This window comes from Streptomyces monashensis (assembly GCF_001866665.1).
GTDB lineage: Bacteria > Actinomycetota > Actinomycetes > Streptomycetales > Streptomycetaceae > Streptomyces > Streptomyces monashensis.
Map to the genome: position 1 here is coordinate 30,504 of NZ_MLYO01000017.1, position 13,767 is coordinate 44,270.

Consider the following 13,767-nt stretch of genomic DNA (forward strand, 5'->3'; position numbering starts at 1 on the left):
GGTGTCCGCTCTCGCCTTCGCCGTCCCCTAGCCGGCGGCCGGGACGGACAGCTTGCGCGTGACGAAGGCGTCGAGGGCCTTGATGGAGCGGAAGTGCTCGAGCTCCAGGTCCTCGTTCTCGATGGTGATGGCGAATTCGTGCTCGACGAAGGAGACGAGCTGCATCGCGAACATCGAGCTGACGAAGCCGAGCTCGAAGATGTCGTCGTCGTCCTTGAGGTCCTGCACCGGGAAGAAGCGGGAGAGGTACTGCGCGATCCTGGCCCTGGTGTCCGTGCTCATCTCTGTTTCCGTCCTGTCGTCTCGTCGTCTCGTCTTGTCGCCTCGTCGTACGGCGGCGCGGCCAACCGGTTGGGTTTCAGCGGTACTTGTGGAATCCCTCGCCGCTCTTTCGCCCGAGCAGGCCGGCGGCGACCATCTTCTTCAGCAGCGGAGCGGGCCGGTACTTGTCGTCGTTGAAGCTCTCGTAGAGCACCTCGACGGACTTGAGGATGGTGTCGAGGCCGATGAGGTCGGCCGTCTCGAGGGGACCCATCTTGTGGTCGAAGCAGGTCTTGAAGATGCGGTCGACGTCCGCCGCGGGGGCCACACCGTCCTGGACCAGGAAGACGGCCTCGTTGATGGTGAGCATCAGGACGCGGTTGGAGACGAAGCCCGGCACGTCCTGGACGACGACGCAGTCCTTGCCGAGCTCGGCGAGGAAGCGGCGGGCGGTGTCGATGGTCGCGTCCGTGGTGTGGTAGCCGCGGATCACCTCCACCATCGGCTTCATCGGCACCGGGTTCATGAAGTGCATGCCGACGACCCGCTCGGGGCGCGAGGTGACCGAGCCGACGCGTGTGATGGAGATCGCCGAGGTGTTCACGGCGAAGATCACCTCGGGGCGTACGATGCGGTCGATCCGCTCGTACACCTCCTTCTTGATGTTCCAGTCCTCGGTGACGTTCTCGACGACGAAGTCGGCTTTCGCCAGCAGCTCGTAGTCGGTGGTGAACTCGATCCTGTCGAAGACGTCGGCGGGGTCGACGGCCGCTTCCCTGTTGAACAGGGCGAAGGCGCGCAGGCTGGTACGCAGCTCGGCGCGGGCGCGGTCGAGCACCTCGTCGTTGACGTCGACGAGGACCACCCGATGCCCGGTCTGGGCGAGGTTCTGTGCGACGCCGACGCCCATGACACCGGCGCCGACGACTCCCGCGGTCGTGAATTCCATGTCTCGTTCGACTCCGTCAGTGTGCGCCGCGCACGGCGTAGATGATGTGGATGTCGGTGCCGACGTAGAGCTCGTCCTGCTCGGCGCCGACCGCGAAGCCATAGCCTTCGAGGAGCTGGACGAGGCGGGCGACCTGGCCGTCCGCGTCGTGGACCTCGAGCACCATCTGCTGGATCTTCGGCCAGTCCTCGTCGGCGATGCCGTCGAGTACCTGGCCCTCGCTCTTCTGCACGTCGATCTTGATCAGGTCGATGCGTTCGACGCCCTGTTCCCGGATGACCGCGCTGAGCGGGCGCAGCGTGGCGGTGAACTCGACCGCCTCGAACCGCACGTCCATCAGCTCGTCGGAGGCGACCAGCTCCTCGATCCGGGCATCGGGTCCGGCCTTCTGCTGGTTGGCGATGATGGTGCGCAGATTGTGCTTCTCCTCCTCCTCGTCGGGGTGGAAGGAGGACATGCCCGTGCTGCGCGGGTAGAAGGTGAAGTCGGCCGTCGTCTCGGCGTCGGACACGCCGATCTGGAACAGCGTCGCGTTCACGCCGTGTTCCGCGACGTTCTGGCTCAGCAGTTCGAACATCGGCGGAGCGGGCTCGAAGGTGAAGACCCGTACGTCCTTGGCCTCGTAGTGCGCGAAGAGCGTGAACAGGCCGATGTTGCCGCCGACGTCGAAGACGGTGGCGCCGTCGGGCAGGGAGATCCCGTTCCTGGCGTAGGCCCGGTGCTCGAAGATGTCCTCGTAGAAGTGCAGGGTCTCCGCCTCGTTCTGGTGGTGCACCGTCAGCCCGTTGGGCAGCTTGATGCTGGCCAGGGAGTTGCCGGTGAACGAGGTGCCCTCCTCGTCGCGGGCGGTCAGTTCACCGCCGACGCGCAGGATGTCGATCGCCTGCGCCATCCGCGTGAGCGTCGACCACTCGTACACCTGGCGCAGCAGCAGTTCGGGGCCGAAGGTCCGCTTGACGCGCAGGATGAGGCGGGTGGCGAGCAGCGAGTTGCCGCCGAGCTCGAAGAAGCTGACGTCGCTCGGGAACTGCTCGTTCTTGAGGAGCTTCGCCCACACTCCGCGCAGCTCACGCTCGGTGTCCGTGGACACGTGCTCCTCGTCGCGGCGCGCTGTCGTGGCGCCGTCGGCGACGAGTTCGATCTCGTTCGCGGCGAGTTCGCCGGCGGGGAAGGCCGTCCAGTCGATGTCGGCCCCGGCGAGCCAGAGCCGTCCGAGGGCCTTGAGAGCGACCGCGGAGTCCGACTGACGGTCGAGCGGGTGGCGCATGGACGCCACGACGGTGCCGACGTCGCTGCCGCGCGCCACGGTGGCGAGGCTGGCGAGCGTCTGGCCCGGGCCGGTCTCCAGCAGCAGCGGGGTGGCGGCGAGTGTCGTCAGGCCATCGGCGAAGCGCACCGTGCTGACCAGGTGGCGGGCCCAGTAGGCGGGGTCGGTGGCCTCGGCGGCGGTGATGAGGCGGCCGGTGACGTTCGAGACGTACGGAACGCGGGGCGCGTTCAGCGTGAAGGTCCGCGCGAGTTCGGTGACCTCCTCGACGACGGGTTCCATCATCGAGGAGTGGAACGCGTGCGTGGTCTGCACGCGGCGGGCCACGACGTCCTGTGCGGCGAGGGAACGCCCGAATTCCTCGACGGCGGCGACAGGACCCGCGACCACGCAGAACTCCGGCCCGTTGACGGCCGACAGGGACAGGCCCTCGGGCAGCAGGGCGCGCACCTGGCTCTCGGGGAGCATCACGGCGAGCATGGCGCCCTCGGGCAGCGCGTCGATCAGTGCGGCGCGGCGGGCGACGAGGGTGAGGGCGTCCTTCAGGGACAGCACGCCGGCCAGGGTGGCGGCGACGTACTCGCCGAGGCTGTAGCCGATCATCACGGAGGGGCGAGCGCCCCAGGACTCCCACAGCCGGGCCAGGGAGTACTCGACGGCGAAGAGCGCCGGCTGGGCCAGGCGCGTCGCGTTCAGGCGCTGCTCGTGCTCGCTCAGCGGCGTGCTGTCCCGGCCGAGCATGCGACGCAGGTCGAGGACCGGGGCCGCGGTCTGCTCGCCGTCCTCGCCCGAGAAGACGATCTCGCGGACGTCCAGGCCGAGTTCGGGCCGCAGCAGCCGGGCGCACTCGTCGAGGGCGGCACGGAAGACCGGGAAGTCGCGGTACAGGTCGCGGCCCATGTCGACGTAGTGGTCGCCGAGGCCGGGGAACATGAAGGCGACCGGTGCGGAGTCCTGGCGGGGCTGCTGCGCGCCGATCTCGGTGGCGGCGCCCGCTCCCGCGAGCACGGCGGCGCGGTGGCCGCCCTCGCCGAGGGTACGGACGCGCACGGGCACGTCCTCGCGCCCGTCGATCCCGGTGAACTGCGCCTTGAGTCCCGCCAGTCCGGATTCGAGCGCGTCGCCGCTCGCTCCGCTGACGAGGGCGAGGTGCCACGGGACCGCGCCGAGCGGCTCGGCGTCGGCGTCGGGGCGTGCCTGTGCTGTGGTCGTGTTGGGACTCATGCCTCTCCTTGAGGGTGTCAGCCGGCCAGATAGGGCGAAAAGGGTCGAGTACCCGCTGCTGCCCCGCGTCCCTGCAAGGGCTTCGTCACCAGGCAAGCCTGGTCGCGGCTCCTCGAGCGGGGCCGGAGCAGCGGTCGACGCCGTATCGGCCGGCCGGGGAAATCGGGTCGGGTCCGATCAGGTCACAGGACGCGGATCGCGGACTCCGCGTGCCGCTTGGCGAGGTTCAGGGTGGCCGTCGAGTTCCGGCCCAGCGCCTCGCGCACATAGCGGCGGGCCACGGCGATGTCCGCCCCCGCGCCGAGCACGTTCTCGACGGCCTCCTCGCGCAGCACGACGCTGTGCTGCGACACGACGGTGACGCCGGTCTCGTCGGGCACGACCGACCATTCGCCGGTGTGCGCCTCCATGAGGGCGGGTGTCGTGGTCTGCTTGTAGACGATGCGGCCGGCGTGCGGGAAGCAGATCCGCACCGACTCGGTGGTGTGCGCGCTGCCGTCGGCGGTCAGCGTGTCCATCGACATGACCTGGACGCCCGGGGTGTCCTCGGTCACGTCGAGGCGGGAGACGTGCGGGATCAGCTCGGGCCAGTCGCCCACCCGGTACAGGAAGTCGTAGACCAGCTCGGCCGGTCCCTTGACGCGCACGGAGTCCTCGAAGGACAGCACTATCTCGTCCAGGCGTGTCCAGCGCTCGGCGAGGCGCTTGAGATTGCCCAGTTCCGCACGGGAGTTGGTGTCGCAGGCCCGCTCCACCCAGGCCACGTCCTCGGGGCGGTCACCGGCGACGGTGAAGTCGTGCAGCAGGGTCAGCAGGCTGGCGCCGCCGGGGCGTTCCTCGACGATCCAGGTGCCGAACATCGTCTCGACAGGCGCCTGGGGGCGGGTCTGCTGGAACTCGATGCGCCGCTCCTGCGGGTTCTGCACCCGCTGCGAGATCCACGAGCGCACGTCGCCGTTGGCGAGCGCCCACATCCGCAACCGCTCGTTCGTCCCGTCGAACTCCAGCCGCTCCACGTGCACGTTCGGCGGGAAGAACAGCGGCCACTGCACCGCGTCCGAGATCAGCCCGTAGACCACTCCGGCCTGGGCGTCCACCTCGACGGAGTGCCTCGTACGGTGCACACGCTCACCCGAGACCACAAACACCTCGTCACCTCTCATTGGGTTCACTCGGTTCGTCCACACGGTTCAGAAGTTGCCCAGGCCACCGCAGACGTTGAGCGCCTGCGCGGTGATCGAGGCGGCGGGTTCGGAGGCCAGGTAGCCGACCAGGGCGGCGACTTCCTCGGGCGTGGAGTAGCGGCCGAGCGGGATCTTCGCCTCGAACTGCGTCTGCACGTCGTCCTCGGTGGTGTTCCAGGCGGCCGCGTACCCCTGCCGCACCCGCTGGGCCATCGGCGTCTCGACGTAGCCGGGGCAGACGGCGTTGACGGTGATGCCGCGGGGCGCCAGCTCCCTGCCCAGCGCCTTGGTGAAGCCGACCACTCCGTGCTTGGACGCGCTGTAGGGGGCGCCGAGCAGCACGCCCTGCTTGCCCGCGGTGGAGGCGATGTTGATGATCCGGCCCGCCGCGGCCTGCTCCAGGCCGCCGTTCTTGAGCACCTCACGCGTCACCAGGAACACGCTGTTGAGGTTGGTGTCGATGACGTCGTACCAGAGTTCGTCGGTGAGGTCGGCGGTGACGCCGCCTCCGCTGCGCCCGGCATTGTTCACCAGGACGTCGACGGGACCGTACGTGTCCACGGTGGCGCGTACGAGACCGGCCACGGACTCGCGCGAGCGCACGTCCGCCGCCCGGCCCCCGGCCTCCATGCCCTCGGCGCGCAGGTCCTGGACGGTCCGCTCGACGCCGGCCTCGGTGCGGGCGCACAGGAAGACCCGGTGTCCCGCGCGGCCCAGGGTGCGGGCCACTTCCAGGCCGATGCCACTGGTGGCTCCGGTCACCAGGGCGACAGGCTGCTTGTCGGGCATGATCAGTGCTCCTCGAGGTCGTGGGTGGTCCGCAGGCCGAAGCCGGGCTCGCTCCGTGCCTCGTCGGCGAGTTCGCAGGCGGGGCCCACCGGGGCGATCGCCCTGTTCAGGGCGGTGCGTCCGAGGACGGTGTCGCGGGCGGCGACGTAGCCGTCGGGGCGGACGAGGATCCAGTGGCCGGGCCGGAGCCCGAGCCCGGTGCGCAGCGTCGCGTCCGGGTCCGCGAGCGGGGCGGGCCCGTCGGGGCCGCTGCCGCCGACGGTCCGGACCGACAGCCACTCGCTGTACTGGGCGGCCGCGGTGAAGGCCACCCCGACGGGGACGTCGCCCGGGCCCGTGCCGCCCGCCGCGAGCAGCAACGACCAGCGCGGGTCGCGCAGTTCGGCGGCCAACGCCCGGCAGCCCGGGTCGGCGGGGTCGTGGACGGCGCCGGCCGTGACGCGCTGACCGGCGCCGGGCGCCGGGGTCGGTTCGGCGCCGGACACCACGGTGGGCCATATCCTGCTCACGTACACGTATCGGTCCACCGTGGTCAGCGACGACTCCGCGTAGTCGATGCGCAGGCCGGACATGCCGCCGAGCACCTTGCGCTGGATGGCGCGGCGCAGCGGTGTCGCGGTGCGGACGACGGCGAAGACGGCCGGCAGCACCAGGCCGGCCAGCAGGTTCTTCAGCTGGACGAGGAAGGTGGCGGTGCGCGTGGAGGCGAGCAGCGCGGCGCCGACCGGGACACGTTCCTCGCTGTAGGTGTCGAGCAACTCGCGGGCCGCGTGGCCCTGTTCGACCATGGCCAGCTTCCAGGCCAGGTTGTACGCCTCCTGGATGCCGGTGTTCATGCCCTGCCCGGAGGCGGGACTGTGCACGTGCGCGGCGTCACCGGCGACGAAGACGCGGCCGTCGTGCATGCGCTCGACCATGCGCTGCTGGAACGTGAACACCGACGTCCACGCGCTCGCGCCGACCCGCACCGGGTGGCCGAGGCCCTTGGTGAGCTTCTCGCTCAGCCGCTCCTCGACGTCGCGCGGATCCGCGCCGCCGCGCGGGGGCGCCGTGTCGAGGAGGCGCCACCGGCCCTCGCGGGCGTAGGGCACCATCATCAGTGCCTGGCCGCCGGTGTGAGTCCAGTAGATGGTGTCGGGGGGCAGGTCGGTGGCCACGGGCACGTCGGCGAGCATCCATGTCTCGCTGCTCTCGCCGCGCAGTTCGAGGCCCAGCACCTTGCGGACGGTGCTGTGTCCGCCGTCGCAGCCGACCAGCCAGGAGGCCTCGACGTCCTCCTCGTCGCCGTCGGCGGTGGTCAGCGTGGCGCGCACGCCGTGCTCGTCCTGGGTGAAGGCGGTGAGGCGCACCCCCCACTCCACGTCGACGCCGAGCCGCGCGAGGGCCGCGCGCAGCACGGCCTCCGTCTCGGTCTGCCCGACGATGAGGGTGTAGGGGTAGGTGGTGGGCATCGACGCGTAGTCGGCCTGGAGGCGGACGGGCCGGCCCCCTTCGGCGCACATGGTGAACGCACGGTTCCTGCGCCCCCGGGCGAGCAGCTCTTCGACGACGCCCATCTGGTCGAACGTCTCCAGGGTGCGCGGGTGCACGGCCACGGCGCGGCTGGTCGGCGCGGGCCCGGACGCGGCGTCGACCAGCCGCACCCGTAGCCCGCGGCGGGCCAGTTCGTGGGCGGCGGTCAGTCCGACGGGCCCGGCGCCCGCGATGAGGACCTGGGGCCGGTTCACGCGTTCACCTCCACGGCGTATCGTCCGGATCGGGCGCTCGCGTGAGCGGTGCGGCGGTCGTTGGCGGAGGGGACGGCGTCGATGTCGCCGTGCGAGGTCAGCGTGCTGACGATGGTCACCATGGTCCGTTCCAGGGGGTCGGCCGATCGCCGGACGGGATCGGCGGCGGTGGCGGTCAGGCAGCGGCCTGCACCTTCAACTGCGCGCGCAGCAGTCGCCGTTGGGGCTTGCCTGTGGGGGTGCGCGGGACCGTCTCGACCGCCTCGGCGAGACGGATCCGCTCGAAGTGCGCGAGGCGCTCGTTGGCCCGCGTGGTGATCGAGTCGAGGACGTCCAGGACTCCGGTGCCCGGGTGTCGCCCGGAGAGGGCGTGCGGTCCGGCGTAGGCTTCGGCGTCGTCGGCGAGGACGATGCCCGCCCATACGAGCGCGCCGTGCTCGGCGTCGGGCCAGTCGGCCACGACGCAGTCGGCGACCCGCGGGTCCTCGGCGAGGACCCGCTCGATCCGGCTGGGCGAGACGATCTCGTTGTCGTACTTGAAGACGTCCGCGAGCCGGTCCACCAGGCGCAGGGCACCGTCCTCGTCGAGGCGGCCGACGTCTCCGGTGGCGAACCAACCGTCCGCGTCGATGCGCGGTGTGTGTTCGTCGCCGAGGTAGCCGGCCATCAGCTGCGGCCCCCTGACCTGGACTTCACCGGTGGCCCCCGGCTCGGCGGGGCGGCCCGTGGCCAGGTCCACCAGCCGGCACTCGGTGCCGGGAACGACGGGGCCGACCGTGCCCGTCCGGTACCTGTCGGGCTGCTGGCAGTGCGTGAGCGGGGAGAGCTCGGCCATGCCGTACCCCTGGATGACGGGCACGCCGAGCCGTGCGCACAGCGTGCGCGCCGCGTCCGGTCGCAGCGCCGAGCCGCCGGAGAGCACGGCGGTCAGCTGCGGCCCGGGGGACACCGCGCTCGCCAGGCGTTCGTCCGCGGCGAGGGCGTGCAGCCGTGCGGGCAGCCCGTAGTAGTGGGTGGCGCGGGCCGCGGCGGCCTCGGCCAGTGAGGCGATGGGGTCGGGGTCTGTGCACAGCACCTGGCAGGCCCCGGCGTACATCGCCGAGTTGAGATGCATGACGTGGAACAGCGGCAGATGGTTGAGGGCGACCGAGGTGCCCGTCAGGCGGTGGGCCAGGGCGACCTGCTGGGCGTTCGCGACCAGGTTGCGGTGGGTGAGCAGGACCCCCTTGGGCCGGCCCGTGGTGCCGGTCGTGAACTGTACGCAGGCGATCGCACCCGGATCGGCGGGCCCCGCCACGGGCTGTGACGGCGTCCACTGCAGGGCTGCTTCCAGTGGCACGGCGTCGGCGGGCACGACGCCGTCGGGGGCGTCGGTGACCAGGATCGTGTGCAGCCGCGGCAGGGAGGGGCGCAGCTTGACGAGGAGCTCGGCCGTGGCCGAGGGCACGAGTGCGATCTCGGTGTCGGACCGGGCGAAGACGTGGTGCAGGCCGTCTTCCCCGATCAGCGGGTTGACCAGCACGACCGTGGCGCCGCTGCGCACGGTGCCGTAGTAGGCGGCGGCGAAGGCCGGGTCGAGGACGTTGGCGACGCCCACGCGGACGCCGGACCTGCCCCTGGTCGTCTCGCGCAGGTACGCGGCGATCCGGTCGGCCTGTGTGTCCAGCTCCGCGAAGCCGACCGCCCGCCCCCCGGTGCGCACCGCGACGCCGTCGGGGTCCCGGCGGGCCGCGCGGCGCAGCAGTCCGTCCAGCGGGAGGTCAAGGTCGGTGAGGGTGCTCAACTCTCGTTCTCCTCCGGCTCTCGGCAGGCGGCCGGGTGCGCCGCCTGAGGACCTCACCGTCCGTCGGACCGCTCGAGGAATCTTTGAAGAGTGCTCGATCTGCGCCGCACACAGTGTCGGCATCCGATCGAACGGCTTCAGGAAGGAAGAGGCACCCATGGCCACCACGTTGCGCCGCCGCGCCGAACTCCCGTCCGACGAGGTGGAGTTCGCCACCCTGTACGCGGCGGTCCAGCAGTTCTACGCCCACCAGATGCAGCTGTTCGACCTGCAGGACGCCGAGCGCTGGGCGGGCACGTTCACCGAGGACGCGGTCTTCGCCGTGCCCACGCTCGAGAAGCCGCTGCACGGCCGGGCCGCGCTCGCGGCGAGCGTCCGCCGCAACGGCGTTCAGCAGAAGCGGAGCGGTGAGCAGCTTCGGCACTGGATCGGCATGCTCGACGTCGACCCGCAGCCCGACGGGACGCTGCACACGCGCGCCTACGCCCTGGTGTACGCCACGCCGTACGGCGGCGAGTCCAAGGTGTCGCGGGTGTGCGTCCTGGAGGACGTCCTGGTCCGTTCGCGCGGCAAGTGGCGCACCCGCTCACGTCTGGTGACCCGCGACGACCTCCTGCACGACGGCCTGACGGGGGACGTGGCCTGACGTCGTACGCGCAGGCGAGCGCAGCCGCGCCGACGGACGTCGCGGACGCCGTCGGCCACCGGCGGCTCCGGCGGCTCCGGCGGCTCCGGCGGCTCCGGCGGCCCTACGCGCGGCAGAGCGGCAGGCCCCCGTGGTGCTCGGCCATCTCGCCGAAGAGCGCGGGAATGTCCAGCGGGACGCCGGGGACCGCGCCGCGCGCCTCCGCATAGGCACGGTGCAGGTTGGGCACGAGGCGCTCGGCGTCCAGGAGGTCCGCGTACGGGCCCGGACCGGCCTCACGGGCGGTCTCCAACGGGCTGAGCCCCGCGGCGATGCCCTCGGCCGCGAGCCGTTGCAGACGGCGCAGATAGGCCTCGTTGACGTCGAACAGTTCGGGGCCGCCGACCGGCCCGTGCCCCGGTACGACGGTGACGGCACCGAGTGCGCGCAGTTCGGCCAGCGCCCGCAGCGAGCCGGACACGGAACCCATCGGGCAGAACGGCGTGGCGCCCGCCATCACGAGGTCGCCGGTGAACAGCACCCGTTGGCGGGGCAGCCACACCACCGTGTCCCCCGTGGTGTGCGCGGGGCCCGGGTGCACCAGCCGTGCCTCGACGGACCCCACGTGCAGCGTCATCCGGGCGTGGTAGGTGAGGTCGGGCACGACGACCTCCAGGTCGCCCCAGCACACGTCGGGCCACAGCCCGGTCAGGTGCAGACCGGCCGCGGCGGCCTCGGCGCGGGCCCGTTCGTGGCCGACCACGACGGCCTCGGGGAAGACGAAGTTGCCGAACGTGTGGTCGCCGTGGAAGTGCGTGTTGACCAGGAACCGCGGCGGTCGCCCCGCGGTGTGCAGCACCTGGGTGCGCAGGTGGCGGGCCCGCTCCTCGGTGGCCACGGTGTCGACGAGCGCGCACTCGCCGCCGTCCACCAGCAGTCCGGCGTTGTTCAGGCACCAGCCGCCGTCGGGCTGCAGATACGCGAAGACCCCGTCGGCGACCTCGGCGAGCCGACCGTCCGGCGCGCGCCGTGCGGAAGAAGGGGCGGGCGGCGTGCTCGTCACGGTCAGCTCCTGCCGTATTCAGGTGATGTGTCAGGCCGCGGCCCGCGCGGACAGCGCGGCGTTGACGAGGTCCAGGTACTGGCGCGGGGTTTCCGCCTCGTCGAGCGCCACCTCGTCCAGGATCACCTCGTGGTCACGCTCGATGACGCCGGTGACCTGCAGCAGGGCCAGCGAGTCGTAGCCGAGATCCATGAACAGGGTGTCCAGGGTGTCCTCGTCCAGGGGTACACCTTCGCCATCGCCCGCGGCGTCGCGCAGCAGGGCGGCAAGATCGGTCAGCTCGAGCCGGTCCATGGTGTGTTCTCTTTTCTCCACTGTTTGTGCACGGTTCTTCCGGTCAGTGCGCCCCGCGTACGACGGACGCGGCGTTGAACCCGCCGCGGCCGCGGGCCAGCACCAGAGCGCGGCGCAGCCGGGCCGGGCGCGGGCCGTCCGCCACCAGGTCCACGGGGCAGTCGTCGGCGACCCGCCCGCCCGTGGCGGTCGGCGGGATCACCTGGTCACGCAGGGCGAGCAGCGCCGCCACCAGGTCGAGCGCCGAACCGCCCGAACCCAGGCGCCCGGTGCGGGACTTCGGCGCGGTCACCGGCACACCGTACGGCCCGAACAGCGCGGCGAGCGCCTCCGCCTCGGCCCGGTCGGCCGTGCGCTCCCCCGCCGCGTCGGCGAACACCACGTCCACGTCGGCGGGTTCCACGCCGGCGTCGTCGAGAGCGAGCCGGGCCGCGTCGAGCAGCCGGGGCGCACCGCGGCCGGGCGCCGGGTCGAACGTGGCGGCGCAGCCCTCGACGGTGCCGAGCACCCGGGCACCCCGGGCGCGCGCGGCGTCGCCGTCCTCCAGGACGAGAAGGGCACCGCCCTCGCCGACGACGTGCCCCGACGCGTCGGCGTCGAAGGGCAGATAGGACCGCACGGGGTCCTGGCGCGTGGTCATGCCGCCTGCGGCCAGGTGCGCGGTCCAGCCCCAGGGGCACACGGTGGCGTCGAATCCGCCGGTGAGCACGGCACGTACGCCCCGGCGCAGCTGGCGTCGGGCCTGGGCCACCGCGTCGATGCCGCCCGCCTGTTCGGTGACGACGACGCCGCTGGGCCCGCGCAGCTGGTGACGGATGGAGATCTGGCCGGAGTTGGCGGCGTAGAACCAGGCGAAGGACTGGTAGGCGCCGACGTGCCGAGGGCCCTTGCTCCACAGCGCCTGCAGTTCGCGCTGGCCGAACTCGAAGCCGCCCGCGCCGTTGGCGGTGACGACGCCCACGGAGTAGTCGGGCAGGCCGGCGGGGTCCAGGTCGGCGTCGCGCAGCGCCTCGGCGGCCGCGGCGAGCGCGAGCCGGGTCACCCGGTCCGTCTGGGGCAGCAGCTTGCCCGGTACGTGGTCCTCGTCGACGAAACCGACCACCTCCCCGGCGAGCGTGGCGGGGTAGCCGGCGGCGTCGAACCGGGTGACCGGGCCGATCGCGTTGTCGCCCCGGAGCACCGCGGCCCACCAGGCTTCGGTGCCGACGCCGCCGGGGGCGACGACACCGAGCCCGGTGACCGCGGCACTCACGCCGCGCTCCCCGATCAGGCCGGCGTGCTCGGCGACCACGGCGGTCATGCGGCCACCCCCAGGCGCCGGTTGGTCAGCACCATCGCGCTCTGGAAGCCACCGAAGCCGCTGCCGACGCTGAGCACCGTGTCGGTGCGCTGCTCACGTGCCACGAGGGGCGTGTAGTCGAGGTCGCAGGCGGGATCGGGGTCACGCAGGTTGGCGGTGGGCGGCACCGTGTCGTGCTCGATGGCCAGGGCGCAGGCGGCGATCTCCAGGGAGCCGATCGCACCGAGCGAGTGCCCGATCATCGACTTGATGGAGCTGACCGGCACCCGGTGCGCGTGCTCCCCGAGACTCGCCTTGAACGCGGCCGTCTCGTGTTTGTCGTTCTGTTTGGTGCCCGAGCCGTGCGCGTTGACGTAGTCGACGGCGGTGGCATCCAGGCGCGCCTCGTCCAGGGCGATGCGGATGGCCTCCGCCATCTCACCGCCGTCCAGCCGCAGTCCGGTCATGTGGTACGCGTTGGAGCGGGAGGCGAAGCCCGCGATCTCGGCGTAGATGTGCGCGTCACGGCGCAGCGCGTGCTCGTACTCCTCCAGGACGAGCACCGCGCTGCCCTCGCCGAGCACGAATCCGTTGCGGGTGCGGTCGAAGGGCCGTGAGGCGGACTCCGGTTCGTCGTTGCGCGCCGAGGTGGCGCGGATCGCGTCGAAGGAGGCCAGCGTGATCGGGGTGATGGGCGCCTCGGAGGCACCGGCCACCATCAGGTCCGCGCTGCCCTCGCGTATGAGTTCCACGGCGTGTCCGAGGGAGTCGAGCCCGGACGTGCAGCCGGTGGAGACGACGGCGACGGGTCCCAACGCGCCCGCGTCGCGCGCCACTTCGGCCGCGATCGAACTGGGCACGAGGTAGTCGCCGAGCCGGGCCTCGGCCCGCTGGGAGTCCAGGAGCCACTGCCGGCCCAGCTCACTGACGTGGGCGTACACCTCGTCGAGCCCACTGCTGCAGCCGACCGCGCTGCCCAGGGCCACCCCGGTGCGCTCCCCCTCGGCATCGAGCACGAGCCCACTGTCGGCGACCGCCTCCCGGGCGGCGACCAGCGCGAACTGGGTCACCCGGTCCAGGCGGCGCGCCTCGTCAGGGGTGAAGCCGTGGTCCGCCGGCGCGAAGTCGGCCTCGGCCGCGATCTGCGAACGGAACGCCCCGGCGTCGAAGTGCGTGATGCGGCGGGTGGCGGTGCGGCCCTCGGTCAGCAGCGACCAGAAGGCCCTGGTGCCCACGCCGCCCGGGGCGACCACCCCGATCCCGGTGATGACGACTCGTCTCATCGACTGTCCCTCATGGTTGCCTTGCCTGCGGTGTCCTGC

The 13,767-nt window shown here is 72.0% G+C and carries 13 protein-coding genes; 1 reads left to right on the plus strand and 12 read right to left on the minus strand.

What is annotated here, in order from left to right:
- Positions 1-27 precede the first annotated feature (27 nt).
- The 8 genes from BIV23_RS09850 to BIV23_RS09880 all read right to left on the minus strand — a co-directional run bounded on the left by BIV23_RS09850 (position 28) and on the right by BIV23_RS09880 (position 9,184).
- Positions 28-282 (minus strand): acyl carrier protein, encoded by a 255-nt coding sequence (locus BIV23_RS09850; RefSeq protein WP_071380414.1) that lies wholly within the window; start codon positions 280-282, stop codon positions 28-30.
- Between the two features lie 76 nt (positions 283-358).
- On the minus strand, positions 359-1,210 hold the full coding sequence (locus tag BIV23_RS09855) for a 3-hydroxyacyl-CoA dehydrogenase family protein (RefSeq protein ID WP_071380415.1): 852 nt from the start codon (positions 1,208-1,210) through the stop codon (positions 359-361).
- Between the two features lie 16 nt (positions 1,211-1,226).
- A complete protein-coding gene (locus tag BIV23_RS09860; RefSeq protein ID WP_071380416.1) occupies positions 1,227-3,701 on the minus strand; it encodes an FkbM family methyltransferase in 2,475 nt (824 codons plus the stop codon).
- 182 nt (positions 3,702-3,883) lie between these two features.
- Positions 3,884-4,864, minus strand: a complete 981-nt coding sequence (locus BIV23_RS09865; RefSeq protein WP_071380417.1) for an aromatase/cyclase — start codon at positions 4,862-4,864, stop codon at positions 3,884-3,886.
- A 27-nt stretch (positions 4,865-4,891) separates the two neighbouring features.
- Positions 4,892-5,674: a 3-oxoacyl-ACP reductase FabG gene (gene fabG, locus BIV23_RS09870; protein ID WP_071380418.1), complete on the minus strand. Its 783-nt coding sequence runs from the start codon at positions 5,672-5,674 to the stop codon at positions 4,892-4,894.
- Positions 5,675-5,676: 2 nt separating this feature from the next.
- Positions 5,677-7,401, minus strand: coding sequence for an FAD-dependent oxidoreductase (locus BIV23_RS09875; protein WP_245790475.1), 1,725 nt, complete (start codon positions 7,399-7,401; stop codon positions 5,677-5,679).
- Positions 7,398-7,523 carry a hypothetical protein gene (locus BIV23_RS53175; RefSeq protein ID WP_281250130.1) on the minus strand — a complete coding sequence of 42 codons (126 nt, stop codon included), beginning with the start codon at positions 7,521-7,523 and terminating at the stop codon, positions 7,398-7,400. The genes BIV23_RS09875 and BIV23_RS53175 overlap by 4 nt, the downstream gene beginning before the upstream one ends.
- A 53-nt stretch (positions 7,524-7,576) precedes the next feature.
- Entirely contained in the window at positions 7,577-9,184 is a 1,608-nt protein-coding gene (locus BIV23_RS09880) for a class I adenylate-forming enzyme family protein (RefSeq protein ID WP_245790477.1), read from the minus strand.
- 157 nt (positions 9,185-9,341) lie between these two features.
- Here BIV23_RS09880 and BIV23_RS09885 point away from each other — a divergent pair, with 157 nt between their 5' ends.
- The gene (locus BIV23_RS09885; protein WP_071380420.1) at positions 9,342-9,830 is read left to right on the plus strand and encodes a nuclear transport factor 2 family protein; all 489 of its coding nucleotides are present in this window, start codon (positions 9,342-9,344) and stop codon (positions 9,828-9,830) included.
- A gap of 103 nt (positions 9,831-9,933) precedes the next feature.
- On the opposite strand, the gene BIV23_RS09890 is transcribed toward BIV23_RS09885, so the two are convergent.
- The 4 genes from BIV23_RS09890 to BIV23_RS09905 are packed head-to-tail and all read right to left on the minus strand — an operon-like array spanning position 9,934 to position 13,728.
- Positions 9,934-10,872 (minus strand): MBL fold metallo-hydrolase, encoded by a 939-nt coding sequence (locus BIV23_RS09890; protein ID WP_071380421.1) that lies wholly within the window; start codon positions 10,870-10,872, stop codon positions 9,934-9,936.
- 30 nt (positions 10,873-10,902) lie between these two features.
- Positions 10,903-11,166, minus strand: a complete 264-nt coding sequence (locus BIV23_RS09895) for an acyl carrier protein (protein ID WP_071380422.1) — start codon at positions 11,164-11,166, stop codon at positions 10,903-10,905.
- A 43-nt stretch (positions 11,167-11,209) separates the two neighbouring features.
- Entirely contained in the window at positions 11,210-12,466 is a 1,257-nt protein-coding gene (locus BIV23_RS09900) for a ketosynthase chain-length factor (protein WP_071380423.1), read from the minus strand.
- Complete coding sequence (locus tag BIV23_RS09905; RefSeq protein ID WP_071380424.1) at positions 12,463-13,728, minus strand: beta-ketoacyl-[acyl-carrier-protein] synthase family protein; 1,266 nt, start codon at positions 13,726-13,728, stop codon at positions 12,463-12,465. The genes BIV23_RS09900 and BIV23_RS09905 overlap by 4 nt, the downstream gene beginning before the upstream one ends.
- Positions 13,729-13,767 lie beyond the last annotated feature (39 nt).

What these genes read in the sequence shown, in the direction of transcription:
- BIV23_RS09865 (WP_071380417.1), bottom strand. Translation starts at nt 4,864, where the DNA reads ATGAGAGGTGACGAGGTGTTTGTGGTCTCGGGTGAGCGTGTGCACCGT.
- BIV23_RS09895 (WP_071380422.1), bottom strand. Translation starts at nt 11,166, where the DNA reads ATGGACCGGCTCGAGCTGACCGATCTTGCCGCCCTGCTGCGCGACGCC.
- BIV23_RS09900 (WP_071380423.1), bottom strand. Translation starts at nt 12,466, where the DNA reads ATGACCGCCGTGGTCGCCGAGCACGCCGGCCTGATCGGGGAGCGCGGC.
- BIV23_RS09855 (WP_071380415.1), bottom strand. Translation starts at nt 1,210, where the DNA reads ATGGAATTCACGACCGCGGGAGTCGTCGGCGCCGGTGTCATGGGCGTC.
- fabG (WP_071380418.1), bottom strand. Translation starts at nt 5,674, where the DNA reads ATGCCCGACAAGCAGCCTGTCGCCCTGGTGACCGGAGCCACCAGTGGC.
- BIV23_RS53175 (WP_281250130.1), bottom strand. Translation starts at nt 7,523, where the DNA reads ATGGTGACCATCGTCAGCACGCTGACCTCGCACGGCGACATCGACGCC.
- BIV23_RS09860 (WP_071380416.1), bottom strand. Translation starts at nt 3,701, where the DNA reads ATGAGTCCCAACACGACCACAGCACAGGCACGCCCCGACGCCGACGCC.
- BIV23_RS09885 (WP_071380420.1), top strand. Translation starts at nt 9,342, where the DNA reads ATGGCCACCACGTTGCGCCGCCGCGCCGAACTCCCGTCCGACGAGGTG.
- BIV23_RS09850 (WP_071380414.1), bottom strand. Translation starts at nt 282, where the DNA reads ATGAGCACGGACACCAGGGCCAGGATCGCGCAGTACCTCTCCCGCTTC.
- BIV23_RS09905 (WP_071380424.1), bottom strand. Translation starts at nt 13,728, where the DNA reads ATGAGACGAGTCGTCATCACCGGGATCGGGGTGGTCGCCCCGGGCGGC.